The sequence below is a fragment of the Methylobacter sp. Wu1 genome, assembly GCF_036553575.1.
Taxonomy (GTDB): domain Bacteria; phylum Pseudomonadota; class Gammaproteobacteria; order Methylococcales; family Methylomonadaceae; genus Methylobacter.
The window spans coordinates 85,825-112,597 of the sequence record NZ_JAZHOC010000048.1 but is presented as its reverse complement, the minus strand read 5'-3'; the positions used below and the strand labels follow the sequence as shown (position 1 = coordinate 112,597).

Below are 26,773 nucleotides of genomic sequence, written 5' to 3'. Positions count from 1 at the left end.
AGTAAAGCTCAGTATTTTTTCGCCAACCAGAGCCTTTTATCCAAACTATGCCAAATAGCCATCACCGAAGCCCTGCGGTTGGACTGAATTTCACGCCGTTTACGCCACATTTTCGGGATGCCTTTCAGCGAATCCCGCTTGGCCTTCACTATCACCTTGCCTTTCCCATGTATTGAAAAATGAATAATGCTGACAAGGTTTAAAAATACATGAACCGGCAGCAAAATCCAAAATAAGCTTCCCGGCATGTTTTTTACATAGGTCCAAACCAGATTCCGGTGTCCGTGATAGACAGAAAAATCACTATGCTGCCCGCCTGTGCTTGCAGACCCGGCATGATACACGACAGCATCAGGCACATACATCGCGCAGTATCCCGCCAGCCTTAAACGGAAACCCAGGTCGACATCTTCGACATAACAGAAAAAGTCCTCATCAAACCCGCCTGTATTCACGAGAGCCTCACGGCGATAAAGCGCTGCGCAGGCGCAAGGAGAGAAAATCATGTCCGGAACAGCATCGGCAGCGCGCTCAGTGCGCCCGTAACCGTTACGCCACACCAGGCCGGATACATGATAAACATCCCCCAGCCCATCAATTACCTTCGGAAAACGTTGATTCATTTGGCGCGAGCCAAAAGCGGCAACGCCAGGACAGGCTTGAGCGGCATTGACCAAGCTCATCAGCCAGTCCTTGTCGGGCGAAGCATCCGGGTTCAACAAAGCCACGAATTCGGTGTCGCATTCGCTCAATGCGCGATTGTTTGCCGCCGCAAAACCGAGATTATCGCCTAGAAAGCGAACCGTTATTCCAGGCATTTGCCGGGCGCGTTGAGCGGAACCATCAGTGCTGCCGTTGTCCATCAGCAAAACCTGGGCGGGCGGATAGGACTGCTGTGCCAGGGATGCCAGACACTCATCCAATAAAGTGCCGCCGTTCCAGTTGACAATGATGACGGTAACTTCGCCCATGCGGTTATGACACCTCCATTGACTGCGCCGCTGATTCCCGTCTAGGGCGAGATACCGTTAAGCCTTTCTGCGTTCTTGGCGGCCAGGCCAAGCTGAAATCCTCAAAGTCTAACGTCAAGTTGGGGCTGTAGGCAGGATCGTTTAACAGAAGATTTCCCCAGCGCTGCTTCATATACTGAATCTCTCTGGCGAAGCGCGCCCGCTTTTCAGGCGTGTCCTCGTAGCCGCGTGTTGCAGACTCATGGTGAAACAACTCCGCATGAGGAGTCCAGACATTGCGATAGCCCGCTTTTCGTACACGCAAACAGAAATCCACGTCATTGAAAGCAATCTGCAGATTCGTTTCGTTAAATCCTCCAACTTCCTCATAGATAGCCTTGCGAATCACCAGGCAGGCAGCGGTTACAGCCGAAAAAGACTGCATGAGATTTGCGCGCCCGAAATAACCATATTGGTGACGCAGCAGATGTTTGTGGGCATGGGATGCCACCCCGCCCACACCTAAAATTACGCCCCCATGCTGAAGAGTATTATCAGGATACCAGAGTTTTGCGCCTACGCTCCCCACATCAGCTTGTAACGCATAGCTGACCATTTCCGACAACCAATCCGGCGAGATGACTTCGAGATCATTATTGAGCAATCCCACAATCTCACCCTGTGCCAGTTTCACGGCGGCGTTATTAAGTGCTGAATAATTGAAAGGACGGTCATCGCGCACCACCTTTATCTTTGTCCGCGCGTCAGCTTGCAATTCATCGAAATAGCGAAGTGTTGCGGGATCATCCGAGCCGTTGTCAACGATCAGGATTTCATAATTCAAATAGGTGGTTTTTTTTCTAATACTTTCTACACATTGCCGGATCAGCTGCAGCCCATTTCTAGTGGGAATAATCAGGCTAACCATAGGCAATGAGTCTGGCAAAGCGTAGCGCACCCGGTACATCCCAAAATCCAGGGTACTAGCTGTAGCATTAATGCCTTGCCGTTGGAAATGTTCATTCAATGCCCTTTCTCCTGCAAGCAAAGCATAGGGTTTAGCATTTATGGATTGTGCCGCGCTTTCAGCATGCTTACGCCAGTGATAGAGCACTCGGGGAATATGGTGAATCTGCTTCGTTTGGATTCGCTCAATGCAGCGAAGGGCAAGATCATAGTCCTGCGAGCCTTCCATTCCTTTTCTGAATCCGCCGATTGAATTCAAAAGACCGGTCCGATAGACGCCGAGATGCGAAATCATGTTTTGCGAATAAAACAAATCTACGTTCCAGTCGCATTTAAAATAAGGATCAAATCTTTTGCCGACTTCATCTACCTTGTCCTCATCCGAATAAATCAGATGCGCATCGGGATTTTGATTGATAGCATCAACCACCCAAAACAAAGCATGTTCACTCAGGAGATCATCATGATCCAACAGAGCCGCCCATTCTCCGCTGGCCAGTTCAAGCGCACTGTTGGACGCTTCAGAAATATGGCCATTGATTTCGCGGAATGCAATCTTGATGCGAAGATCCTCACTCGCATACCGCTCCAGTATGGAACGAATCGCTTTATCGGTGGAAGCATCATCGGCGATACACAATTCCCAATGCGGATAGATTTGCTTGCGGACCGATTCTATGGCCTCAATCAGCCATTCCGGTTTAGGGTTATAAGTGGGCATCACTACGGAAATCAAAGGCTGATGAGCAAATTCGGCGATGCATGCATTCATGGTGGCGCGTGTTTCATCGGTGAGCGTATCGTAACGTCGAATCCATTCCGCATAATCGTTACGATCAAATCCATCGGAACCGCAAGCCGGAGAAATCTGCTGCGACAGAGCGACAATCCTGAACCCATGCCTGATCCCGGTCAGTCCCTCATGGCGGTATAGATGCATTGCTTTATTGAGCGTGCTTCTTATCCCCCCGCCACGCCGGATAGCCGGCCCAATCAACTCTGCGGCGCGTCGGCCTCGCTTCAGTTGGTGGGAAACGACACGCAACGGCTGTGTAATTCTCCAACTTGTCGTGTTATACAATGCAGCAATATGTGCGTCACGCCCGGCAACCGCCGCATCGCGTTCGGCAACTACCGCATCGCGTTCGGCAATTACCGCATCACGCTCGGCGATAACCGCATCGCGCTCAGCGATGGCCGCATTCAATTGTGCCTTATGCTCCCGCACATGCGCCATGATATCCAACAGATCTTCACGCTTCCATGCCTTGCGCCATTTTTCAAACAAATCCGCGCTGGCCTGTTGCGCGACCGCAGCATTCGGCCTGACGCCCTGCCCGTACGGCCCCCCAATTCGATAATAAGCGCTAAAATGCGCTACAAAAATGAAATCACCGAAAGCTGCGGCCTGCAGCCAAAAATCCCAATCCTCATACAAATCAATCGACTCATCCATCCGGCACCCGGCTTCCACAATCGACCGTGAAAACAATGCCGAATGGATTGGAAGGTAATTTCCGGCCAGTAATAGCGTTCGATCAAATGGCTGGCAAAAATGGCTGCCGCAGGGCTTCTTTTGTTCATTGACGCCCGTCACACAACTGTAAGCGACCTTTTTTTCCGGATTCCGCATCAGAGCCTCCATCAGTATGGCTATATGCTCCGGCATGAACCAGTCATCATCGTCAAGAAAGATCAAATAGTCTCCAGCGGCATTGCTCAAGCCGATATTGGCGGCAAGGCTTCTCCGCAGCATGCTTCCTGTATTCACCACGCGCAACGGAAAATGTCCGCACCATTCGCCGAGCTCAGCATGTCCTTCGCCTTTCGCATTCACCACAAGCACTTCGATATTGGGATAGGCCTGCTGGGCAACCGAATCCAGCGCTTCCGATAAAGTGGGCCTGTCCGTGCTGCGGATAATAACAGTCACCAATGGCAAATTCTCGCCCCTGTCCATGGAAAAATCGTTGTTTTTTTGCATAGTTATAGATTATTTGGAATGATTTGAACAAAACGCGGCCGCACCGATCATGGCTTCAGCAGTTTTTCAACATAAGTTCGCAAGGTAAGTAGTCTTTCCGGCATGCCGCGCCAAATGCCATCCTTTTCGGCCTCGACAAAAGCCTCCGCGAATCCGGATTGCCCGTTTCCGGCCAGATAAAGCCCCCGATAGGCGGCCAGGCCCATACTGGCGGAGAGATAATCGCAATGCGCGAGCGGCAGTTCATACCGGGAAAGCGCCGATCGCTTAAGCTCGGCCACGCTGCTGATATCGACTATCCAAGTGGCCGGAAGCGGGCTCCAGATTTCGTAGAAAAAAGCCCTGGCAGTTCCCGGCCAGCTGCGCCAGCAGGCGCATATCGCCTGGCCGGCTGCGACATGATCACGGTGATAGTCGAGCACCGAAGGCATAAACAGCCAGTCCGGCTGAAACTGATCCAGCATTGCCATGATTTTCCGCTCGAACCCGGGCGTATTGCGGAAATGACCGTCGGGTTCATCGAGAAATACAATGTCCCCGATGCCGAGCACCGCCAGAGCCGCTATCGCTTCCTTTTTGCGGACAGCTACCGTGCCTTCGGGCAAGCTCCCGGCCCCGCCGCCGTCGGTGACAAAGACCACTTTGATTTCGCAGCCCCTTTGCCGAAGCAATGCCAGAGTCCCGCCGCATCCTATGGTTTCATCGTCCTGATGCGGGGCGAAAACCAGTACCCTGCCATTTTCGGGCAACGCTAATACTTTCGGCAACGGACACGGCCTCAGCCTGGCTATCCGGGCTTGCCGCCATCTATTGATAAATTTTTTCATAATCGTTTGCGATTTCCGCAATGTCCGGCCACGCACTGGCTCTTGCCAAGCCTTTCTGCGCGATTGACTGTCTCAACTCTTCATCGTCCAGCAAGCGCTGCATAGCATCCGTCAGCGCTTCCAGCTCTGGCGGAACCAGCTGCGCACCGTCGCCGACCACTTCCGGCACGCCGCCCACCGCCGTGCATAACACCGCCAATCCGGCCGCCATGGCTTCAAACGTGGCAAGCCCGAAAGACTCGGAAGCGGAAGTACTGACATATAAATCGGCTGCACATAAATACAGGCCAACGTCATCGGTAGCGGCGAATTGAATAGCTCTCGCAAGCCCCTGCTGCCGGCCCATCGCCAGCAGGCTGCCGTACTCGCCTTCTCCCAGGATCACCAGCTGAACATCAGCCTGTTTTTCCAGCCTGGCACAAGCGTGGATCAGCATCGGAAACTGCTTGACCGGCGCAATGCGTCCCACTCCTAGCACATACAGTACATCATCCTGCCAGCCTAACTGCCGCCGCGCTTCTTCACGGCTGTAGCGGTTCAATGTTGGCCGTGCATGATAGATATGCCGCCATGTCGATGGAACAGGGGCAATATCGAGGCTGAGCATCACCTGTTCCATGGCTTTGCGCGTCGGCGATACGACCCAGGATGCGGCCCGCAATGTGCGCGCCTCCCAGCGCCGCATCCAGTGCGTCACTCGCGGCCCCATCCGGACGCCATCTGCGCAAATGGCGTCCGTATAGCAGCCAAAGCCGTGCTCGGTCACGCCCCAGCGGACATTAAGCCTTGGATAGAAATGCGAAAAGAAGCTGAATCCTGCGGCAATGATAGGATCATGGCAATGTACATGGGTATGCCCATGCTTTGCCGCTATCTTGGCGGCAATCCGCCCCATGTTCCAACGTTCCAGGATCACATGAACCAGTGTTGAAAAATCGGTATCAGCATTAAATTGTGAAAGCAGACCGGATAACAGACGATGAAGCCTTTGCTGCCATGCCGTAGCCCTTACGCCTAAATCGCTCTGGCAGGCGTAATCGACCACGATGTTTCTTCGCTGAAATTCGTCGACTAAAGGCGCAAGGCTGCGCCCGAGTCCGTAACGCCTGTCGGCTTGAGTTTCACGGGTAACCATGAGGATTTTCAAGATTCAGTCCCCAATGGCTGCCGCGACACTATGGCGGCGAGAATGAAATACTGATTTTTTCGTCATCTGAAATCCGTATCGCCGCCCATCAGCCACCAGCGATCCATCACTTTATCGGCAGAAATGCCCGGCGTCCAACGGTTATAGGGAATGACGATTCCGGTCGGAACAATCTCGCCTGTATCTCCGGCCAATGCATGAGCGTGTTGCTTTGTGATCCAGGCATAAGTCCGAAGCTTGCCGAGATTCCAGGTCAGGCGGCGCAAGCAATGTGTCAACGTGGCCATGCGCTGTGGAGGAGCAATAATATCCAGCAGTTCCACCGCATCTTCCAGGACACGGATCACGATGATACCAATAGGGGTTTGTGTGAATCGGGAGGTAATCAGATAGAGTTGATAGGAGATAGTCGGATGCTGCATATAGCGGCGTTGCACATAAGGCCAATCGCGCACCCCGACGACTTGATCCTGCAAGGCATCGGCCATCTCCAGCCACAGCCGATCAACTGCTGCGCTGTCATTGGTTGATAGCGGCCTAAGGCGCACGCGGTAGCTTGGACGAGCTTGCAAGGCTGGCCAATTGATCTGCGCAAGTTCTCCCACTTTATCGTATAGGCCTAGACGTACGCCCAAGCGGAAAGGCCTTTCCGATGGAAAGCCAAATGCGAGCGGAAAGGTTCTCCCATGGCCGACAAAGCGTTCGAGAAAGCCCTTAGCGGCCAAGAAAAAAAGACCTTGGCGCGTGAGCATTCCTCGCTCCTCTGGAAGCACCATCACATCGCCGATTTGCACCGCAGTTGCCGGTGAACCGAATAAATGAACAGGCCGAGGCATTGCTCCATAAAAAGCGATTGCACGGCCATTATGACGGACTAACGCTCCCAATGTATCAAAGGCATGATACTTCCAGCGCCAAAGTTCGGGATTCATCTGATATCCAAAAGCGGCCCGGAACAAATCTAATAGCTCAGCTTCGTTGGCTTGATGCGCCCAATCTAAATGCAAGATTCTATTTGCGCTCCTGACCTGTTTTGGGGCTAACAATTCCAAGCCCGATTTCGAAATCGATTTTGGTATTTCCCAGGTGAAGTGGCTCCACTCTCCATTGGGGTGCGATACTCTTGCCCAGTAGCGCCCAGCCCCCAGCAGGCTCCAGACTGACGATGGGATGCTATGCGAAGCAACGGTACTGCTATGATAAGCGGCAGGGATTAACAGAGGATTAGTACTGAGTTCGAGCAGCCAGCTTCCGCTTTGATGGGTTGGCAGATCAAAAATTGGCGCGGTTGTACAAATGCCAATGTCGTGAAACTTACCGGCTTTGGGCTGAAGTAATTGTTCAAAATTCTGACGCAGCCTATCCATCAGCCAAAAATTTGTAAAATGCTTGCGCATGTAGCGCAAACGCGATTCCACGGTGTATTGCGATTTTATAGGATCGTGCCTCCATTGATGCACCACCTTGGCTTCTGGATCCAGCATCAACTCAAAACCAGCCTTGGTCAAGCGGCGGCAGAGATCTGTATCTTCATAATACATAAAAAAGGCAGGGTCAAAGAGCCCGCCAATGGCATCGATAGCGGAGCGGCGCAGAAACATGTGCCCTCCTGATAACATGCGCTGGCGTACTGGTAAGGAGGCATATAAGCAGCGCAGCGCATATGTCCTAAAGCGCATTGAGAGCCAGCGTCCAAAAGCTGGAAATCGGAGTCCAAGCGCAAGCATCCATTCCCAGGCCGGAGTTTGCATTTGGCCAGGCGGCAATAAAAAAGTCCCAGCTTCATCCCATTGAGCCAGCGGCGATAAGGCACCGATTTTTGGATGACGCTGTAGAGTGCCAGCCAGTTGTTGCAGGCAATTGGGTAGAATGAAAGCGTCGGGATTAAGCAGCAATATCCACTCGCCTGCAGCCTGTTCAAACGCCAAGTTACAGGCGCGTCCAAATCCCAGGTTTATCGGGGCAACCACTAATTCGGCTCTGCTGGGCAGAATCTTGCGCAAATTCTCGGCTTCGATCTGATCATTACTGTTATCGACGACAATAACCTGAGCCGAGGGATCGTCAGCTAACACGCTATGCACTGCGTGAGCCGTCAGTGTGTGGCAAAAGTAATTAACGATTAAGACGGATATCATGGCAGTAGGAATTTAGTCGATAGCCTGCGTATGCCAGTGATGCGCTAAATTCACCAGGCCTGGCTCCGGCAAGGAATCTTCAATGTACAGAGTGGCTGCGGCTTGCGCACTGTCATAGATGTGTATGGCATCCTCGCAGCCGAGATAGACGTGCACATAATATTCTCCTTTGCGCAAAGGTAGCGAGGGGAAGCCAATAGTCGCTTCGCCTCTGCCGCGCTCGTTCCGTTCGATCAACACGTTTTCGGAGCGACTTACCACACTGGTCACGGTCACCAGTGAGCCGTAATTGAGGTACACGCCGAGAGTGGGTGGGGGCAGTTGAGGATCGGATTCAAATTGTAAGCGAATGGACAGATCGTTTTCGCCGGCACGACCTCGCAGCACCCGATCCGTCGTACCGCCCAGGCTGACTTCTACATGAGTAAAGCGAGCATAGCCTCGTGGTGCCAAGGCCAATTGTGGGCTTTCCGCCATCGGCGTAGCAAACTTGACATCCTCGCCGTCAAGTAAAAAGACACTATAACGCTGCACCACATCCTGCGGCTCACCCATCTGCATGAGCTCGCCTTGATTTAGCCACAACACTCTGTCGCAAAAAGCTTCCACCTGGTACAAGGAATGCGAACAGAATAATATAGTCTTGCCCGCTTTCTTCATAGTACGAATACGGTCGAAGGATTTGCGGGCAAAAGCGCCGTCGCCGACCGACAAGGCCTCGTCTATGACCAGAATATCGGGATCGACGCTGGTGGCGACCGCAAACGCCAGCCGCACATACATGCCGCTGGAGTAAGTCTTGACGGGCTGGTCAATAAAATCGCGGATGCCGGAAAAATCGATGATCTCCTCCAGGCGATCCTGAATCTCCTTTTGCGACAAGCCCAGGATTGTGGCGCTCATGAATATATTCTCGCGCCCGGTGAATTCCGGATTGAAGCCGGCGCCCAGCTCCAGAAGCGCCGCCACGCGCCCCCTGACTGAAACCTCGCCGGTAGTCGGCGTCAACGTGCCGCAGATCATTTGCAGCAGCGTGGACTTGCCCGAGCCATTACGGCCGATGATGCCCACCACTTCGCCTGGCATCACGTCGAAACTGATGTCCTGCAGGGCCGAGAATTCCCGGAAATACTGGCGTTTGCCGCGGAACAGCAACTGCTTCAGGCGGTCGCTCGGCCGCGCATAGAGCTGATAACGCTTGCCCAGATTTTTGACGCTAATAGCCGGATCAGAGGACATTGGCCAATCCTTTGCGTTTATGCTCAAATGCAGGCGGACTTATCCGGCCAATAACGATAAATAGGAAACGGGAGGTTGTCGGTCGTACTGCCATCATTCGGATATCATGCCGTTATCGATTTCTTCATCAATTAGCCATGATAATTGAAGACTCATAGGTAGCTCAACAGCCACGAAATCAGCTGGATTTATATAACGCGGGGAACTCATCAGCCTGCCTTGCCTAAAATATTGATCCCGAATTATATCAAAAAAGAATCAAAAAGCTGGGCAATAGCCCAAACTCTTAATGCTCTCTCATCCATTCCGACGCCAGTCTCTGGGCTTCACTTATTTGTGCGGGCGTCATTTTCTCAGCCACGATATCCCGGTTTCTTTGCGCCGGCTCATCACCGTTGGCGCCGGCGATATTAAAAAACATATGGGCTTTAACATAATCCTGCGGAACGCCTTCGCCGTTGAAATACATATTGCCCAGATTAAACAGCGCATCAACGTTCCCTTGTTCCGCCGCTTTCGTATACCACATGATGGCCTGCGCGTAGTCCTGCTGCCTGCCTTGTCCGTTGGCATACATGGTGCCTAAATTGAATTGCGCGCCGCTGTTCCCTTGTTCCGCCGCTTTCAGATACCATTCGATGGCCTGAGAGTAATTCTGGGGAGTGCCCTGCCCGTTGGCATACATGTTGCCCAAATTGAACTGTGCGCCGGCATTGCCCTGCTCGGCCGATTTGACATACCAGTTGTAAGCCTGCGCATAATCCTGCGGCGTGCCTTGTCCATTGGCATACAGGGTGCCCAAATTCAACTGCGCCTCGGCGAGATTTTGTTCCGCCGCTTTGGTGTACCACTTCAGTGCTTGAACGTAATCCTGATCCGCACCGTGACCTTCGGCGTACAGCAAGCCTAAATTGAACTGCGCGCTGGCGTTATTTTGCTGCGCGGCTTTGGTGTACCATTTGAACGCTTGAACGAAATCCTGATCGGTGCCCTGCCCATTGTCATACATAATGCCGACATTAAACTGCGCGTCGCTGTTCCCCTGCTCTGCCTCTTTCTTGCAGGCGATAAAATTGGTGCGATCATCCTTGTTTTCGTCATAACATTCCCCCCAGACATTGATGGAGAATAATGCCAAAAGCAATGCTAGCAATGTTTTCTTCATCGTTTAAAACATCATAGTGAGTCTAAGCATCAGTGGATTTCTACCTAAATTGGATTGGCAAAAGCTGTTAATCGTATTTATCAAAATGACGGGCAGATATCCGATTAAAGCACCTGCGCCAAATCTCATCATGCTTTATGTCCCACTATTCGTCATCAGTTCTAGGTAAAGAATAAGGTTAGGCAAATATTGTCTAACAAGCTCCCTGAGCGCATTTTTCAGGGCATGTCTGGAATTTGTGGAGAAATATTTAACCTGAAGCCAAACAAAATCTGATTACCAAGCTTGAATTAGACGAAAAACCACATTCATTCATTCAAAACTAATCGCATTAATTGTCGGACATAAAAAAAGAGCTGTACAGTACACTGCAAGCCCTTTATCTGATTATGGTGCCTCGGGCCGGAGTCGAACCGGCACGGTGTTACCACCGAGGGATTTTAAGTCCCTTGCGTCTACCAATTTCGCCACCGAGGCATCGATAACGATTGTGAAGCGCGTATTATATAGAAACAAAAAAAATAAACTAGCTCTGTATTGAATTTTTTTTACAGAAAGTTCAATTTTTTTAAAATCATGTTATTGGGGGCGCTGCCGCATGACATTTTATAGGAATAGCTACAGCAGAGAACGCATATTGCCCATGCAGACGCATGCTTTTTTCTTACGCCAATCGTTAATGCGCGGTATCGGATTACTTATGAAACTGCTACAAAGCATGTGCGGTGCCGGTAAACTTTCAGCCTGCCTGGCCTTGCTGTTCTCATCCCCTGCGGCGGCGCAAGATTATGAAAAGCTCATGGTCGGCCATTTTTCCGCCGGCTCGCTGGCGCAATGGCAAAGCAAGGCATTCAAAGGCCAAACCGAGTACCGGCTGACTGAAATTGATGGAACGGAAGCCTTGAAAGCGGTCAGTCAAGACAGCGCCTCGGGGCTGTTCAAAGAGCAGCGCATCGATCTCCGGAAAACGCCATTCATGAACTGGCGCTGGCGCATCGAGAACCGGCTCGGCAACATCAATGAACAGGAAAAATCCGGCGACGATTATGCCGCGCGTGTTTATGTCGTCATCAGCGGCGGTTTGGCGTTCTGGCGAACCAGGGCCATTAATTATGTCTGGGCAAGTACGTCACCTAAGGGTAGAATCTGGCCCAATGCGTTTGCCGGCGACCATGCCGTCATGATCGCGCTCAGATCGGCCGATGATCGAACAGGCGTCTGGCATACCGAAAAACGCAATATCCTTGCCGACCTGAAACAACAGTTCGGCGAAGACATCCAATATATTGATGCCGTTGCCATCATGACCGATACCGACAATGCTCAGGGCAAAGCAACGGCCTATTACGGCGACATTTATTTCAGCAAAGAATGAACACCATGCACAAATCCTTACCGCACATGGAACAGACTGACTTTCCTGCCATTACCAGAAACACGCTGGAAATACTGCAGGTTAATCTGGGCTATCGATGCAACCTGAGTTGCACGCATTGCCATGTCAACGCCGGGCCCAAGCGCACCGAGTTGATGGATAAGGCCACTATAGACCAGGTTCTGAACTTTATTGAAAAAGAAAACATCCGCACGCTCGACTTGACCGGCGGCGCGCCGGAGATGAATCCGCACTTCAGATATCTAATCAAGCAGGCGAGAGCCATGAACGTTACCGTGATCGACCGCTGCAATCTGGCCATCCTGCAGGAATACGGTTTCGAAGACCTGGCCTTGTTTCTTGCCGACAACCAGGTTGTCATTACGGCTTCGCTGCCTTGCTACCTGCAGGACAATGTCGACAAACAACGCGGCAAAGGCACATTCATGTCCAGCCTGGCGGCACTGAAAAAACTGAACCGTTTCGGCTACGGCCAACCGGACAGCGGCCTTCAGCTCAATCTGGTCTATAACCCGCAGGACGCGAGTTTGCCGCCTGAACAGCAGTCGCTGGAACAGGCCTATAAAAAACACCTCAGCGAAGACTACGGCATCGTCTTCAACAAACTGTTCACCCTGACCAACATGCCCATCCAGCGCTTTGGCACTGCACTCGCCAGAAAAGGCCGGCTTAACAGTTACATGCAGCTGCTCAAGGACAGCTACCGCTCAGAAAACCTGGACAGCGTCATGTGCCGCAATACCTTGAGCGTAGACTGGCAAGGCTATGTCTACGATTGCGACTTCAACCAGATGCTGCAACTGCCGTTAGGCGCAAGCTCGGACGAGAAAACCCGTCTGGGTGAGTTAAACTGCCGCTCCCTGGCCGGCTCGCCCATTACCGTAGGCCAGCATTGCTACGGCTGCACAGCCGGTCAAGGCAGCAGCTGCGCCGGCGCGTTGAGCTGAGCCCTTTAGTCTAGGATACGCATTGCGTGCCCTAGACTAACGATAAACACACTATAACTGCGCAACATCAGCTTCTTATTGGTTTTTATTGTCTAATGCAGTGCTGAAACAAAATAAATCGACTTTGCCGGTTGAGCAAAGGCCCCATCCCTATTTAAGGAGGCAACATGAGCGACCACGAAGAAGAATTCAAACGGATAATCAGCACGATTGTCTATGATTATAAAACCGTTGCCACCTTGCCCTGCCTTGATCAATACGTAGGCACGGCCATTTATCAAGGTCCCGGACAGGGCTTTAGCTATGAAAATCCGCAAAATGAAAACAATTTCACCCAAAGGCTCGATCTGCCCGAGCACCTGAGCCAGTCAACCGGCCCGCGGCTCATCATTGTTCTGGAAAGCCCGCACAAGGATGAGTTCAACAAGCTGACCAAAGCCCCTATCGGTCCCGCCAACGGCATTACCGGCGAAAACATCCGCGTTTTTCTGACTTACGCGACCAAGAACCTCAATGTTCAGGGCTTTTCCGCACAGCAGCCGTTCGACCTGATTCTGATGAATGCTGTCCAGCATCAGTGTTCTCTGGGCAAGCCGCCGCAAAAATACCGCACCGAAGTCTTTATGAAATGCTGGGACAATCCGGTCATCGGCAAGCGCCATTTCGTCAAACGGCTCCGCGACTGCCTGAAGGAGACCGAGGCTGTTGTGATCAACAGCTGCACCGCCTCGGTCAGAGATCCGGTCGATGAAGCCATCTCCGATGCCATAAAAGCCTCGAATTATTTCCGCCTGTGCCATCCGTCCAGCCCCTGGTGGTCGAGCGGCAAGTCCTGGCTGCCCAAAAAACGGAAGAAAGCACCATAACCCTGATTGGCAAACTGCCGGCAAAAACCGAGGCTGGAATTAAATATGCCGATACGCGTCCAAAAACGTGACATCAAGCGAAATATGCGCCATCCAACAAGCAATAATAACGGACCGGACGATATGGCAGACAAAAAGCCCGCAGACAAGATCTCGCGACCGCAAAGCCAGCCGCAACAGCCGGCCGGATGGCACTTTCTTTTGTGGCTCCTGGTAGTGCTGGTGTTTTCGTGGTATTGGGCCGGCCTCGGGCAAGTCCAACACTCATCAACACTCTCTTATACGGACTTTAAAAGCAAGGTGCGCGCCGATGAAGTCGCGCAAGTGACATTGGAGGGCGATCAGGTCTATGGCATCTTACGCCAAAGCGGCACCGAGAGCGCGCCAAACAAACAACAGGCCCCTAACCGCTTCACAACTACGCTGCCGCCGATAGACGATCCAGAACTCATCCCCTTGCTTGAAAAACACGGCGTGGAAATGATCGCCAAGTCGGAACAGGCTAATTGGTGGGGACGGGCCTTGATCAGCCTGCTTCCCTGGCTGTTGATCTTCGGCGTGTTCTGGTATTCCAGCCGCAGGATGCAGGAACGTATGGGTGCGGAAAATGGCATTTTCGGCTTCGGCAAATCCAAGGCCAAGCGCTTTCAGCAAGGGGAATCCCATGTAACGTTCGACGATGTCGCCGGCCTGGAAAACGCCAAGCGCGATTTGCAGGAAATCACCAGCTACCTGAAGAACCCGGAGCACTATCGGAAGCTGGGCGCCAATATCCCCAGAGGCATTCTGCTCATGGGGCCGCCGGGCACAGGCAAGACCCTGCTGGCCAAAGCGGTGGCCGGCGAGGCCGAGGCTTCGTTCTTCAGCATCAGCGGCTCCGAATTTATCGAAATGTTCGTCGGCGTCGGCGCCTCCCGCGTGCGTGACATGTTCGAAAGCGCCAAAAACGAAGCCCCGTCCATCATCTTTATCGATGAGATCGACTCAGTGGGCCGGGCGCGCGGCACCGGGCTTGGCGGCGGGCATGACGAACGGGAACAGACTCTGAACCAGATACTGGGCGAAATGGACGGTTTCGAGGCCCATGAAACGGTGGTCGTGCTGGCCGCCACGAACCGCCCCGATGTGCTCGACCCCGCGCTGCTTCGGCCCGGCCGCTTCGACCGCAAAATCACCCTGGATCTGCCGGACAAGAAGGCGCGCGTTCAGATCATGAAAATTCACACCAAAGCCGTGCCGCTGGCGAAAAACGTCGACCTGGACCGGCTGGCGGCGCTCACGGCGGGATTCTCCGGCGCCGATCTCGAAAACATGATCAACGAAGCCGCCTTAATGACCGGGCGCGAAGACAAGGACCAAGTCGATATGGCGACGCTGCTGAATGCGCGGGACAAGGTCGTACTCGGCGGCATACGCGAAATGGTCATCGAAGACAAAGAGAAAAAACTGATCGCCTATCACGAGGCGGGGCATGCGGTGACAGCCTGCCTGCTGCCCAACACCGACCCCCTGGACAAAGTGACCATCATCCCGCGCGGCCAAGCCCTGGGCGCGACCGAACAGATTCCCGGCGAGGAGCGGCACAATCTGTCGGAAAGTTACCTGCGCGACCGCATCGGCGTGATGCTGGGCGGCCGGATTTCCGAAAAGCTGATTTTCGGCGAATTCAGCTCCGGCGCCGAGGAAGACCTCAAGCAGGCCACCCGACTGGCCCGCCACATGGTGTCACACTGGGGCATGAGCGAGAAGATCGGCCCGGTCGTATTCCGCCGAGGCGAGGAACATATCTTTCTGGGCCGGGAAATGACCCAGCAGAAGGATTTCAGCGAACACACCGCGCAGATCATCGATGATGAGATCCATGCGCTGGTTCATGGCATCGAAGAAAAGATCACGGAACTGCTAAAGACGCATCGCCCGCAACTGGAGGCACTGGCCGGGGCTCTGCTGGAGAAAGAAACCCTGGAGGCCGCCGAGATTCAGGCCATCATTGAAGCAAAGCCCCAAGCGATTCAATAAAGACGGGCAACCGCGGCGGGAGCGATACCCACATCGCGCCTTGCCGGGCGATTTTAAATCGCGATGTAGGCATCGCTCCCACAGGACGGCAATCGGGGCCAGAAAGAGCCTTAACCTGAAGAAATATCGGAAGTTATTTTTTTAGCGAATCCTTAATTTGCAACTAAAAGCCCTGAAGTTATTGAATCCCCGTTTCTAAGCAACATCAAGCTGTTCCCCTGCTTCATGCGATACCTAGATGCCGGCAGCCATTCTTCATCCATAGAACAAGCACCCGCTCCTCGATCAATTATGCTTAAATCCGCCAGCCCAAATAAAAACAGACTTGCACAACCCCCCTCGCCTTCCCTATAGTGCACAGCTTTTCCGTATTATTCTTCCGCCCGCAGTCAATGGGCCATGATTCATGAACAACCCTAAACAACTGTCCCTTTCCGCTATACGCCACGCATGCAGCGAGAGTTCTTACGAGCGCGGCCGCAATTATTATTTGAAAGGCCAGGTGGTCAAGCTGAGTATCAGCAGCGAAGGCGCTCTTTTTGTACAGCTCAATTCGTCTGTCAAAGGCAGCGTAAAAACCCCGTATAACCAGAATATCCGCATCGTCTGGCGCCCTGACTACAGCGCCGCGACGATTGAAGGCGACTGCTCCTGTCCGGTCGGCTATAACTGCAAACATGTGGCGGCGGTCTGCCTGATGTATCAAGACTCCATTCAAACAGCCCCTCCAGCCGTGGACTCGAGCTGTCTGGACTGGCTTGCCAGCCTTGATAAACCGGAGCAAGCGCCCCAACACGATGCCCATCAGGAATTTATCGCTTATGTCCTGAAGCCCGGCAGGCAGCCCTATGAATTCATGATGGAATTTTACCTCACGAAGGAAAAAAAGACCGGGGGCTTGAGCAAAGGCAGGCAAACCACACTGAACAATCTGCGCTACAGCTATATGCATATGCCGGCCATTCAGCCGGAAGATGTTGAAATTACCACCTTGCTGTTCGCGCTGAGCAATGCCCATATCGGCGAGCCGCCGATCAGAGGCGCCGCAGGCTCGATCGCCTTGTCGAAGCTGGCGCGGACAGGGCGTCTGTACTGGCGGGATTTTGAACAGTCATCACCTCTGAAAGCGGCCGACGCGAGGGAATTACGCCTGGACTGGAAACAGCAACAGGACGGCGCCTGCCAACTGGAAGTCGCCGTCGAGCCTGAAGCCTTGTTGATACTGACCGATCCGCCTTATTATCTGGACACCGAACTGGGCACCATCGGCACCGTTGATACGCACAACCTGAGCGCCGACCAGCTCAAGAAGGTTTTATCGGCCCCGCTGGTGCCGCCCGAGCACGTCGAGATATTCAGCGAGCGGCTGATCGTTGAACACCCCAGCCTGCCCCTGCCGCCGCCGAGAAAAATCGAATTGATCGAGGTGAATGACCTTGCGCCTACGCCCCGGCTGACATTGCAGGGCCGGCCCATCGATGACCATTACGTACATTTCATGGTTCTGGAATTCGTTTACGGCCAATGGGCGCTGCCGGCATTGGCCCATGAGCCCTACAGCGTGGTCAAGACCAACCGGAAATTCCTGCGCATCCAGCGCGATACGGCCGCCGAACAGCTGGCCTTCGATCGACTGGCTGAACTGGGGTTTGGCGATGCCGGCGTCGCGCATCCGCGCGAGAGAGTGTTCTTCAGCCGCGCCAAATCCCCGCTGGACATCGCGGCCCATTGGGGCGACTTTCTGCTCAATGTATTGCCGGAACTTGAACAGGAAGGCTGGCTCATCGATACGGACGAGAGCTTTAGGCTTCATTTCCAGGACGCGGAAACCTGGGATGTCGAGATCAGCGAAAGCCCTTACGACTGGTTTGAAATGCGCTTTAACGTCGACATCGACGGCCAGTCGTTGCCTTTGCTGCCGCTGATCATGCCGGTTCTGGAATATTACGATCTGGAAGACCTGCCCGAACGGCTCAACCTGCATATCGGCGATCACCGTTACCTGACCTTGCCGTCCGAGAAAATCAAGCCGTTCCTGGCGATTCTGATCGAACTGTTCAACAGCAACAGCGCGCTGGCCAACGACGGCGCGCTCCGGCTGTCGCGCTTCAATGCCGGCAGCCTCGTCGACATGGAAATGCACAACTACGGCCTGTTCAGGCTGTCCGGCGGCGAAGCGCTGCGCGAGCTGGGCCAGAAGCTGAAGAACTTTGCCGGCATCGAGAATGTCGCCCCGCCCGCAGGGCTGAAAGCGGAGCTGCGCAATTACCAGCGGCATGGGCTTAACTGGCTGCAATTCCTGCGTGAGTACCGGTTTGGCGGCATTCTGGCCGATGACATGGGGCTCGGCAAAACCGTGCAGGCGCTCGCCCATCTGCTGCTGGAAAAACAGAGCGGCCGCATGACGGCGCCCTGCCTGATCATCGCGCCGACCAGCCTGATGGGCAACTGGCGGCGCGAAGCCGAACGCTTCGCGCCCGACCTGAAAGTGTTGATCCTGCAGGGCTCCGACCGTAAGCAATATTTCGACGAGATCGGCAATTACGACCTGATCCTGACCACGTATCCGCTGCTGCCCCGCGATGAGCAGGCGCTGCTCGAACGGGACTATTACTACCTGGTTCTGGACGAGGCCCAGGTCATCAAAAATCCTTCGGCCAAAGCCGCTCGGATAGTCCGCGAAATCAAGGCACAATACCGCCTGTGCCTGACTGGCACGCCGATGGAAAACCATCTGGGCGAACTTTGGGCGCAATTCGATTTCCTGATGCCGGGCTTTCTGGGCAGCAACGTCATCTTTAAAAAACTGTATCGCACGCCGATCGAAGTCCACGGCGACGGCCAGCAGCGCGCCCGGCTGACGCAGCGCATCGCGCCGTTCATGTTGCGCCGCACCAAGCACGATGTCGTGACCGAACTGCCGCCCAAGACCGAGATCATCCGTTCCGTGCCCTTGGGCGAAAAACAGGCGGCGCTGTACGAAAGCATCCGCCTGACCATGGAGAAGAAAGTCCGCGACGCGATCGCCCTGCGCGGTCTGTCGCGCAGCCATATCACCATTCTCGATGCCCTGCTGAAGCTGCGCCAGACCTGCTGCGACCCGCGCACGCTGCCGCTGGAAAGCGCGCAGAAAGTCAAGCAGTCGGCCAAGCTCGACCTGCTGATGGAGATTCTGCCGGAACAGCTGGAAGAAGGTCGGCGCATTCTGGTGTTCTCGCAATTCACCCGCATGATCGCTCTGATTGAAGATGAACTGAATGCGCGCGACATTGCCTACAGCAAACTGACCGGCCAGACGCGCAAGCGCGAGGAAGCCATCGAGCAGTTTAAAAGCGGCGCCGTGAACGTCTTCCTGATCAGCCTGAAAGCCGGCGGCGTCGGCCTGAACCTGACCGAAGCCGACAGCGTGATCATTTACGATCCGTGGTGGAATCCGGCCGCCGAAACCCAGGCCGCCGACCGCGCCTACCGGATCGGCCAGGATAAGCCCGTGTTCGTCTACAAACTGATCACGGAAAATACGGTCGAAGAGAAAATCCTGGTCATGCAGGAAAAAAAGCGCCGGCTGGCCGAAGGCATTTATAAAGGCGGCGGCGAAGAATCGCCGCAGCTGACTGCCGAAGATCTGACGGCTTTGTTTGAGCCGTTGTAACTGACTGTAGGGTACGCACCGCGCTTCATTCACCTGAACATTTTGAAAAGGTACGCGATGCGTAACCTACTGTTCTGGTTTGAACCTAAGCAGGCCGGGGGGTTGTACCCCCGGCCTTAACGTTTCTGCAATGCCTGAGCTGAATGGCCGTACTTGATCATCGCCAAACATTCGAACGGGACAACATGTGCCGTCCGGCTGCGCTAACATACAGCCCTGTTTTCAATCGCACGATATTGTTAACATTAACCACTGCACACTGTATTGGCGACTGCCATGAAGTTTTCGATCATCATCCCGGCGCTGAATGAAGCACAAAACATCCAAGGCTGTTTATCGGCCCTGCAGCCTTTGCGCAACGACTGCGAGCTTATTGTCGTCGACGGCGGCAGTACCGACGGCACGCCCGCTGTCGCCGAACCGCTGGCCGACCGGGTCGTAAGCTCACCCAAAGGCCGCGCCCGGCAAATGAACGCCGGCGCCGGACAGGCAACGGGCGAAGTGCTGCTGTTTCTGCATGCCGATACTTTCCTGCCCGATAATGCCATTCAACTGATTCGGGAACAGATCAACAGGCCCGCGCCCTGGGGACGCTTTGACATTCGCTTGAGCGGCGACCACTTCATGCTCAAAGTCATCGCACAAATGATGAACTGGCGCTCCTGGCTAACCGGCATCGCCACGGGCGATCAGGCCATCTTTGTCACGCATGAAGCGTTCACAGCAGTCGGCGGCTATCCCGACATCAGCCTGATGGAGGACATCGCCCTCTGCAAGGCGTTAAACAAATTCAGCCCGCCATTATGCCTGAAAGCCAAGGTAAACAGCTCGGGCCGGCGTTGGTTGCAATTCGGCCTGTACAAAACCATACTGCTCATGTGGAGCCTGCGCCTGCGTTACTTTTTCGGCGCCGACCCGCAATCACTGGCCCGGCTTTACAGCGGAGGACACTTATGGAAGCCCTGATTCGCCTGTCGGCATCGATCGGCATCTTTTTAACCATGATCGGCTGGGAGCGCATCAGTCCCCGAAGAAAGCTGAATATCAGCCTGCGGCAGCGCTGGTCCGTCAATCTGGGACTGGCCGTGTTCAACATGATGATCATGAGCCTGACGCTGGGCGGCATTGCCTATCTGAGCGCAGTCCATGCCGCCGACAGTTCCTGGGGGCTTCTGAACCAGTGGCGCGCGCCGGCCTGGCTGTCGATCATCGTCACGCTGCTGTTTCTCGATTTCGCGCTCTATTGCCAGCACATTCTTACGCATAAATGGCCGCCGCTCTGGCGCCTGCACCAGATCCATCATACCGATCTGGAATTTGACGCGACCACGGCCGTGCGCTTCCATCCGCTGGAAATCATGCTGTCGATGCTTTACAAAGTGGCCTGCATTTACCTGATCGGCGCCCATCCCATGACCGTAATCGCCTTTGAGATCATCCTGAACGGGGCGGCAACGTTCAACCACAGCAATGTCTACATTCCGCCGGCCATCGACAGGAAACTGCGCTGGCTGATCATTACGCCCGACATGCACCGCGTGCATCATTCCACCATCCCCGTTGAAACGGACAGCAATTACGGCTTTTCGATTTCATGGTGGGACAGGCTCTGCAAAACCTATACGCCCGCCCCCAGATTCGGGCAAACGACCATGCCGATTGGCCTGAACGCCTACCGCCGCCCGAAGGATTTGAGTTTCTCGCGCCTGTTGCTGCTGCCATTCAAGCCGCTGAAACGCGGTTGATCCGATGACCTGCAAATACCCGGATACCGTATTGATGATCTTCTGCAAGGCGCCGGTTCCGGGCCAAGTCAAAACCCGCCTGATGCCGGCATTGACCGCCGAACAGGCGGCCGACCTTCATGTTGAGCTCAGCCAAAGAACGCTGAAGCTGGCGGCGCAAAATCGGCTATGCCCGGTGCAGCTCTGGTGCGCGCCATCGATCGATCATGAATTCTTCATCGCCTCGGCGGCTATTTATCACCTGGAGCTAAAACAGCAACAAGGCGCCGATCTGGGCGAACGCATGCACCGGGCCTTTGAAGCGGCGCTGGCTGATTATCCGCATGCCTTGCTGATGGGCTGCGATTGTCCGTCATTGACCGAAACCGATCTGGAAGAAGCCATCACCGCATTGCGTAAGGACCATGACGTGGTTCTGGCGCCCGCCGAAGACGGCGGCTATGTCATGATAGGCCTTAACCGGCCCTGCCCGGAACTGTTCGCCGATATGGCCTGGGGCACATCGGAAGTACTGGCGCAAACCCGCGCCCGCATCAATCAACTGCAGCTACGCCATCACGAACTGAAGGAGCAATGGGACCTCGATACGGTAACAGATCTGGATCGTTATCGCGCCTTGCTATTGATTAACTGATGTTGCGCAGTTGTAGGGTCGAATTCACTTGTGCCCTTTAGGGTATTCGACTTGGGATAAAATCGAGATAGACAAGCAGTGCGAATGAATTCGCACCTACACTGCACTTACCCTATCTATGGGGGCGACTTAAGCCGCCCTTTCTCCTTTGGCCGCTATTTTCCGGCTCCAGGCAAAACCCAACCCCAGCAATAAAAAACCAGCCAGAACTGCCAGTATTTTCGTGACCGGAACACCCACTAAAAATACAAAGTACTGATGCCGAAGATGGCCCGCATCGTCCTGCATGATCACTCTCAAAGCATAAACGCCGCGTTGCCCGATGGTTTGTTGGATCGAAACAAGCCCTGCCCCGAATTGTTTGGCGGGCTGTTGCTTGATGACCGCAAAAGCCTTTTCGGCATTTGAAAGCCAGTCTGTCCATGAAGACAGCTCCAGCAATTCCAGCGCGATCTGCCTGTTTTCCAGGCCTTCTTCCAGTGGCTCGACCGCGATAATGATCTGCCCAAGCTCAGGGAAAACACGGCAAAAATGCTCGTTCTCCAGCCCCGGCTGAAACTGGTAGCCGCTCAGCCGAAGCCGGGTATCGCCTACGTCGACAAAACAGTTCTGGCTGTGATGCTCGCCGGCATGCGCAAATACGCTCCCGGACATCACAAGACCGAACAGTGCGGCCACGAATAACTTTGCTATCAAACGCGTCAACATACCCATCATTCAATCAAAAAGGCCAGTGTACCATTTTTGGCTTTCTCTAAGCCCCAGCCGGCAAAATTTGATTGGGCCGGGCGCGCAAAATGGTAACATTTCGGTTATTTTCATCTTATCGCCGGAGCAGGTATGGGACCTCACTATCTAAGCCCTTTTTTCACACCCAAGACAGCGGCTATCGTGGGCGCATCCGAACGCGAGAACAGCGTCGGCTATCGCCTGCTGCTCAATATGCAGGAGGCGGGCTTTGAAGGCGGACTGTATCCGGTCAACAACAAACGCGAAACGGTGCTAGGTTTGAAAGCCTACCCTGACTTGATCGCCGTTCCCGAAGATCTGGATCTGGTCGTGATTGCAGTACCGGCCGCCGCTGTGCCGGACATCATGCGCCAATGCGGCGAAAAAGGCGTCGCCTCGGTCATCATCATAACCGCGGGGTTCGGTGAACTGGGCGCCGAAGGCAAGCGGCTACAACAGGAAGTGCTCGATATCGCGCACCGTTACGGCATCCGCATCGTAGGACCGAACTGCCTTGGCATCGTCCGGCCCAGCGGCCATCTGAATGCGACCTTCGGCGAGGGGCCGGTCAAAGACGGCCGGCTGGCGCTGCTGTCGCAGTCGGGCGCCGTCTGCACGGCTATTCTGGACTGGGCCAAATCCCAGGCTATCGGTTTTTCCACGGTAGTTTCGATGGGGGCAGCCGCTGACGTCGACTTCGGCGAGGTGCTGGATTATCTGGCCATGGACGCCAAAACGACCGGCATTCTGATGTATGTGGAAGGCATACGCGATGCCCGCCGCTTCTTGAGCGGCCTGAAAGCCGCCGCGCGCCTGAAGCCGGTGGTCCTGATCAAGTCCGGCCGTCATGAGGCGGGCAGCAAGGCGGCCATGTCGCATACCGGCGCGCTGGTCGGCGGCGATAATGTCTTTGATGCAGCCATCGAGCGGGCAGGCGTCGTCAGAGTTTACGGCATCGCCGAACTGTTCTCGGCCGCGCGCGTGTTGGCCAATAATTACATAGTTCGCCAGGACCGGCTGGCGATCATCACCAATGCCGGCGGACCTGGCGTCATGAGCACCGACCGCGCCGAGGATGTCGGCATCAAGATGGCCGAGCTGGGTCCGGAAAGCCTGGAAGCATTGAACACGGCGCTGCCGGCGCACTGGTCGCATGCCAACCCTATCGACATTCTCGGCGATGCCACGCCCGAACGTTATAAGCAGGCGCTGGACATCTGCCTGAAAGACAAGAACATCGACGGCGTGCTGGTCATTCTGACGCCGCAGGCCATGACGAACCCGACGCAGGTCGCCCAGTATATTATCGAAGGCGCCAAGTCCAGCCAGAAGCCGGTGCTGGCTTCATGGACGGGAGGCGCGCGCGTGCAGGAAGGCCGGAACCTGTTCGGTAACAGCAAAATCGCCCATTTCAGCACACCGGAAGTTGCGGTTGATGCCTTTTCGTTTTTGGCGACCTACAGCCGCAACCAGATTCTGCTCAAGCAAATCCCTTCGCCTTCGGATGAACTGGCGCATCCCGATGTGATCGGCGCGCGGCTGATTATCGAGCGCGTTTTGTCGGAGGGCCGCCAGGTTTTGACGACGCAGGAGTCGAAAGCGATACTGGCGGCCTTCCATATTCCAGTCACGCAGACCATCAAGGTATCCAGCGCCAAAGATGCCATGATCGCTGCTGAAACGCTGCGGTTTCCGGTGGTGTTGAAAGTCAACATGGCCGAATTCAGCCACAAGTCCGATATTGGCGGCGTCAGGCTGAATATCAACAGCGCGCTGGAGGTTTCCCGCAATTTCACGGAGATGGAATCGGCCATCAAGCGCAAATATCCCGAGATTACGGAAGTCGGCATGACGGTCGAGCCCATGTTCCGCTCACCCAGCGGCCGCGAACTGATGATAGGCGTGGTCAGGGACCCGGTATTCGGCCCTGCCATCAGTTTCGGCCTGGGCGGGACCATGGTGGAGATCGTGCGGGATTCCGCTGTCGCGCTGCCGCCGCTCAACGCCTACATGGTCGAGCATTTAATCGCTAAAACCAAGGCGGCCAAATACTTGCAGGCTTTCCGCCAGTTGCCGCCGGCCCATATGAAATCCCTGATCGATGTGTTGTTGAATATATCGATCATGGTCAGCGAGCTGCCGGAAATCCTGGAGCTGGACATCAATCCGCTGATTGTCGACGAGCACGGCGTCATGGCCGTGGACGCGCGCATCAAGGCCGAAGTCTCGCATCAGCTCATGCCCTATTCGCATATGGCGATCCATCCCTATCCGCATGAATTGACGCAGCATTACCAGTTGCCCAACGGCATGAACATTACCATCCGCCCTATCCGCCCCGAGGACGCGGATATGGAAAAGGATTTCGTGCACCGCCTGTCGGAGCGCACCAAGTATTTCCGTTTCATGCAATCGTTGCAGGAATTGACGCCGGAAATGATCGTGCGTTTTACCCAGATCGATTACGACCGCGAAATGGCCTTTGTGGCCATCACCGATCATGACAATATGCCGGCCGAATTGGGCGTAGGCCGTTATATGATGAATCCCGATGGCCATTCCGTGGAATTTGCGCTGGTGGTCTCCGATGACTGCCAGGGCATGGGCATAGGGACCCGCATCATGAAAACGCTGATGCAGGCGGCAAAATACAAGGGCATGTCCTTCTTTGAAGGCGAGGTGCTGGCGATCAATAAACCCATGCTGTCGCTGATGAGAAAGCTGGGCTTCAGCATTGAAGCCATTCCCGACGATAGTGAAATCGTGCGCGTGGTTAAGGATTTAAGGCAATAAACATCTTGCACCGGCATAAATAAATGCCGGTGCAGGAACGTAAATTTCATTCAGATCATCAACGTCTCAGTCTGGGCTCTTCGCCTTCATTCATGATAACGACTTCCACCCGCCGGTTATTTGCACGTCCGGATGAGGTGCTATTAGTGTCAACAGGGTACTCTTCACCATACCCGACATCCGTTATGCGCGAACTTTCCACGCCGTTGGAAATTAAAAAGTTTGCCACGGATTGAGCGCGCATCTCTGACAAACGCTGATTTCTATAGCTTGAGCCGACACTGTCCGTATGCCCTTCAACGACGACCTTCCGATTGGGATTTTCTTTTAAAAAGGATGCCAGTCGGTAAAGATTCTGCGATGCCCCTGGCTTGAGATCGGCTTGACCTGTCTGAAAGAGCGTATCGCCCAAGGTGAGGGTTTGAGCCTTCAAGTCCGTAAGCTCTCTTGTCCTGGCATCCAACTGCATTTGCTTACTCTTACCGCTTAACTGCTCGAACTCATCATTGCTTATCTTTTCCTGGGCGTTCGCCTCGGCAATCTTTATTTGCTGGTTTGCCATATACGCCAGATGATCAATATATTCTTCATCTTCATCCTCTTCCCAGGCTTCATGGGCTCTATTAATAGTCTGCTCGGCGTCATACAAGGCAACCTGCGCATTATTGGCTATTTTCGGATCCTGCTTTGCCCGATTCAGATTCTGTGTTGCCTCCTCTAATCCTCTATGCGGCTCTGTAGCACACCCTGCCAGCATGAGTACAGCGCCTATCAGAATTCCCGCCTTACAATAAACTGCAGCTGCATTCCGCTTTCTAGTTGACATAGTGTTACTCCTTAATCAAGGTTAACTACCTAACGCTCAAGAACAGTCGTTTGAGGGTTTATCTACGTTCCGCCATTTATTGCATCTGCCTTTCAATCCTTATTTCATGGCGTAATGAACTAATGCTTTTCTTTAACTCTTCCAGCTTCGCCGTGGATCTGGCAGCATTAACTTTCGCGGAAGCCAGCTTGGCATTAATCATTGCCTCGTCAGCCAGTGCTGCCGCTTCTTCATAGTCCTCATCATGCATTTCCGCATGGGCTTTGCTCAATTTTTCCTGAGCAACCCGCATTTCTAAAGGAGCATACCTATCGCCATCATCCGCATTGGCCTGGTTAAACGACTGCTGTGCAGTTGCCATTTTATCGTTGGGAGGATTACCTGCACAGCCGCCAAGCAGGAAGGCAATGGACAGCAGTAACAGGGGTTTAAATGGGTTAAATTGTAAGGATTCATGTGTCATTGATATTCTCCTTAAATTCATGCTTAGAAAAATTTCCAGATGAAGGGAGGGAATGCTGAACATCAATCCATATGTTTCCCTCGGTTCATGACATGCATACATTCATTTATACTCAGAAAAGAGTTGGATAAAATTCGTATGAGTACTTATCGTAATGCTTTGATATTGCCGCGATTTTATTGCCGGCTGAAAACTGCTGTGACCATAGCTCATGTTTGTAATCCCGATATTGCCTTGCGCCAGGTGTAATTACTGTTATTCAGCAATGAACTATTGTCGAGTTTTGG

At 53.9% G+C, this 26,773-nt stretch carries 19 protein-coding genes and 1 tRNA gene; 9 read left to right on the top strand and 11 right to left on the bottom strand.

Annotated elements, in window-relative coordinates; genetic code table 11:
- Positions 1 to 8 precede the first annotated feature (8 nt).
- From V2P20_RS08220 to V2P20_RS08185, 8 genes are all read right to left on the bottom strand, one after another.
- A complete protein-coding gene (locus V2P20_RS08220; protein ID WP_331817742.1) occupies positions 9 to 971 on the bottom strand; it encodes a glycosyltransferase family 2 protein in 963 nt (320 codons plus the stop codon).
- Positions 972 to 975: 4 nt separating this feature from the next.
- Positions 976 to 3,900, bottom strand: a complete 2,925-nt coding sequence (locus V2P20_RS08215) for a glycosyltransferase (RefSeq protein ID WP_331817741.1) — start codon at positions 3,898 to 3,900, stop codon at positions 976 to 978.
- 47 nt (positions 3,901 to 3,947) lie between these two features.
- A complete protein-coding gene (locus V2P20_RS08210) occupies positions 3,948 to 4,727 on the bottom strand; it encodes a PIG-L family deacetylase (RefSeq protein ID WP_331817740.1) in 780 nt (259 codons plus the stop codon).
- Positions 4,708 to 5,862 (bottom strand): glycosyltransferase, encoded by a 1,155-nt coding sequence (locus V2P20_RS08205; RefSeq protein ID WP_331817739.1) that lies wholly within the window; start codon positions 5,860 to 5,862, stop codon positions 4,708 to 4,710. Before V2P20_RS08205 ends, V2P20_RS08210 begins: the two co-directional genes overlap by 20 nt.
- A 74-nt stretch (positions 5,863 to 5,936) precedes the next feature.
- Entirely contained in the window at positions 5,937 to 8,012 is a 2,076-nt protein-coding gene (locus V2P20_RS08200; RefSeq protein WP_331817738.1) for a GNAT family N-acetyltransferase, read from the bottom strand.
- A gap of 12 nt (positions 8,013 to 8,024) precedes the next feature.
- Positions 8,025 to 9,251, bottom strand: a complete 1,227-nt coding sequence (locus V2P20_RS08195; protein ID WP_331817737.1) for an ABC transporter ATP-binding protein — start codon at positions 9,249 to 9,251, stop codon at positions 8,025 to 8,027.
- Between the two features lie 286 nt (positions 9,252 to 9,537).
- Positions 9,538 to 10,416, bottom strand: coding sequence for a tetratricopeptide repeat protein (locus tag V2P20_RS08190; RefSeq protein ID WP_331817736.1), 879 nt, complete (start codon positions 10,414 to 10,416; stop codon positions 9,538 to 9,540).
- 390 nt (positions 10,417 to 10,806) lie between these two features.
- Positions 10,807 to 10,893 (bottom strand) — tRNA-Leu (locus tag V2P20_RS08185).
- A gap of 223 nt (positions 10,894 to 11,116) precedes the next feature.
- On the opposite strand from V2P20_RS08185, the gene V2P20_RS08180 reads away from it, so the two are divergent.
- The 8 genes from V2P20_RS08180 (at position 11,117) to V2P20_RS08145 (ending at position 21,675) form a co-directional block, all read left to right on the top strand.
- Positions 11,117 to 11,791 (top strand): DUF3047 domain-containing protein, encoded by a 675-nt coding sequence (locus V2P20_RS08180; RefSeq protein ID WP_331817735.1) that lies wholly within the window; start codon positions 11,117 to 11,119, stop codon positions 11,789 to 11,791.
- 5 nt (positions 11,792 to 11,796) lie between these two features.
- Positions 11,797 to 12,759 (top strand): arsenosugar biosynthesis radical SAM (seleno)protein ArsS, encoded by a 963-nt coding sequence (arsS, locus tag V2P20_RS08175; protein WP_331817734.1) that lies wholly within the window; start codon positions 11,797 to 11,799, stop codon positions 12,757 to 12,759.
- 167 nt (positions 12,760 to 12,926) lie between these two features.
- Entirely contained in the window at positions 12,927 to 13,625 is a 699-nt protein-coding gene (locus V2P20_RS08170) for a hypothetical protein (RefSeq protein WP_331817733.1), read from the top strand.
- 123 nt (positions 13,626 to 13,748) lie between these two features.
- Entirely contained in the window at positions 13,749 to 15,644 is a 1,896-nt protein-coding gene (gene ftsH, locus V2P20_RS08165; protein ID WP_331817732.1) for an ATP-dependent zinc metalloprotease FtsH, read from the top strand.
- A 406-nt stretch (positions 15,645 to 16,050) separates the two neighbouring features.
- Positions 16,051 to 19,296 carry an SNF2-related protein gene (locus tag V2P20_RS08160; protein WP_331817731.1) on the top strand — a complete coding sequence of 1,082 codons (3,246 nt, stop codon included), beginning with the start codon at positions 16,051 to 16,053 and terminating at the stop codon, positions 19,294 to 19,296.
- 276 nt (positions 19,297 to 19,572) lie between these two features.
- Entirely contained in the window at positions 19,573 to 20,262 is a 690-nt protein-coding gene (locus tag V2P20_RS08155; protein ID WP_331817730.1) for a TIGR04283 family arsenosugar biosynthesis glycosyltransferase, read from the top strand.
- Positions 20,250 to 21,041 (top strand): sterol desaturase family protein, encoded by a 792-nt coding sequence (locus V2P20_RS08150; RefSeq protein ID WP_331817729.1) that lies wholly within the window; start codon positions 20,250 to 20,252, stop codon positions 21,039 to 21,041. Before V2P20_RS08155 ends, V2P20_RS08150 begins: the two co-directional genes overlap by 13 nt.
- A gap of 4 nt (positions 21,042 to 21,045) precedes the next feature.
- Positions 21,046 to 21,675, top strand: coding sequence for a TIGR04282 family arsenosugar biosynthesis glycosyltransferase (locus V2P20_RS08145; protein ID WP_331817728.1), 630 nt, complete (start codon positions 21,046 to 21,048; stop codon positions 21,673 to 21,675).
- A gap of 129 nt (positions 21,676 to 21,804) precedes the next feature.
- Here V2P20_RS08145 and V2P20_RS08140 read toward each other — a convergent pair whose 3' ends face one another.
- Complete coding sequence (locus V2P20_RS08140) at positions 21,805 to 22,383, bottom strand: hypothetical protein (protein ID WP_331817727.1); 579 nt, start codon at positions 22,381 to 22,383, stop codon at positions 21,805 to 21,807.
- 132 nt (positions 22,384 to 22,515) lie between these two features.
- Here V2P20_RS08140 and V2P20_RS08135 point away from each other — a divergent pair, with 132 nt between their 5' ends.
- On the top strand, positions 22,516 to 25,197 hold the full coding sequence (locus V2P20_RS08135) for a bifunctional acetate--CoA ligase family protein/GNAT family N-acetyltransferase (protein WP_331817726.1): 2,682 nt from the start codon (positions 22,516 to 22,518) through the stop codon (positions 25,195 to 25,197).
- Positions 25,198 to 25,255: 58 nt separating this feature from the next.
- Here the strand turns inward: V2P20_RS08135 and V2P20_RS08130 are convergent, their stop codons facing one another.
- Positions 25,256 to 25,954 carry an OmpA family protein gene (locus V2P20_RS08130; protein ID WP_331817725.1) on the bottom strand — a complete coding sequence of 233 codons (699 nt, stop codon included), beginning with the start codon at positions 25,952 to 25,954 and terminating at the stop codon, positions 25,256 to 25,258.
- A 145-nt stretch (positions 25,955 to 26,099) separates the two neighbouring features.
- Positions 26,100 to 26,486: a DUF4398 domain-containing protein gene (locus V2P20_RS08125; RefSeq protein WP_331817724.1), complete on the bottom strand. Its 387-nt coding sequence runs from the start codon at positions 26,484 to 26,486 to the stop codon at positions 26,100 to 26,102.
- Positions 26,487 to 26,773 lie beyond the last annotated feature (287 nt).

What these genes read in the sequence shown, in the direction of transcription:
- V2P20_RS08220 (WP_331817742.1), bottom strand. Translation starts at nt 971, where the DNA reads ATGGGCGAAGTTACCGTCATCATTGTCAACTGGAACGGCGGCACTTTA.
- V2P20_RS08215 (WP_331817741.1), bottom strand. Translation starts at nt 3,900, where the DNA reads ATGCAAAAAAACAACGATTTTTCCATGGACAGGGGCGAGAATTTGCCA.
- V2P20_RS08210 (WP_331817740.1), bottom strand. Translation starts at nt 4,727, where the DNA reads ATGAAAAAATTTATCAATAGATGGCGGCAAGCCCGGATAGCCAGGCTG.
- V2P20_RS08205 (WP_331817739.1), bottom strand. Translation starts at nt 5,862, where the DNA reads ATGGTTACCCGTGAAACTCAAGCCGACAGGCGTTACGGACTCGGGCGC.
- V2P20_RS08200 (WP_331817738.1), bottom strand. Translation starts at nt 8,012, where the DNA reads ATGATATCCGTCTTAATCGTTAATTACTTTTGCCACACACTGACGGCT.
- V2P20_RS08195 (WP_331817737.1), bottom strand. Translation starts at nt 9,251, where the DNA reads ATGTCCTCTGATCCGGCTATTAGCGTCAAAAATCTGGGCAAGCGTTAT.
- V2P20_RS08190 (WP_331817736.1), bottom strand. Translation starts at nt 10,416, where the DNA reads ATGAAGAAAACATTGCTAGCATTGCTTTTGGCATTATTCTCCATCAAT.
- V2P20_RS08180 (WP_331817735.1), top strand. Translation starts at nt 11,117, where the DNA reads ATGAAACTGCTACAAAGCATGTGCGGTGCCGGTAAACTTTCAGCCTGC.
- arsS (WP_331817734.1), top strand. Translation starts at nt 11,797, where the DNA reads ATGCACAAATCCTTACCGCACATGGAACAGACTGACTTTCCTGCCATT.
- V2P20_RS08170 (WP_331817733.1), top strand. Translation starts at nt 12,927, where the DNA reads ATGAGCGACCACGAAGAAGAATTCAAACGGATAATCAGCACGATTGTC.
- ftsH (WP_331817732.1), top strand. Translation starts at nt 13,749, where the DNA reads ATGGCAGACAAAAAGCCCGCAGACAAGATCTCGCGACCGCAAAGCCAG.
- V2P20_RS08160 (WP_331817731.1), top strand. Translation starts at nt 16,051, where the DNA reads ATGAACAACCCTAAACAACTGTCCCTTTCCGCTATACGCCACGCATGC.
- V2P20_RS08155 (WP_331817730.1), top strand. Translation starts at nt 19,573, where the DNA reads ATGAAGTTTTCGATCATCATCCCGGCGCTGAATGAAGCACAAAACATC.
- V2P20_RS08150 (WP_331817729.1), top strand. Translation starts at nt 20,250, where the DNA reads ATGGAAGCCCTGATTCGCCTGTCGGCATCGATCGGCATCTTTTTAACC.
- V2P20_RS08145 (WP_331817728.1), top strand. Translation starts at nt 21,046, where the DNA reads ATGACCTGCAAATACCCGGATACCGTATTGATGATCTTCTGCAAGGCG.
- V2P20_RS08140 (WP_331817727.1), bottom strand. Translation starts at nt 22,383, where the DNA reads ATGTTGACGCGTTTGATAGCAAAGTTATTCGTGGCCGCACTGTTCGGT.
- V2P20_RS08135 (WP_331817726.1), top strand. Translation starts at nt 22,516, where the DNA reads ATGGGACCTCACTATCTAAGCCCTTTTTTCACACCCAAGACAGCGGCT.
- V2P20_RS08130 (WP_331817725.1), bottom strand. Translation starts at nt 25,954, where the DNA reads ATGCTGGCAGGGTGTGCTACAGAGCCGCATAGAGGATTAGAGGAGGCA.
- V2P20_RS08125 (WP_331817724.1), bottom strand. Translation starts at nt 26,486, where the DNA reads ATGACACATGAATCCTTACAATTTAACCCATTTAAACCCCTGTTACTG.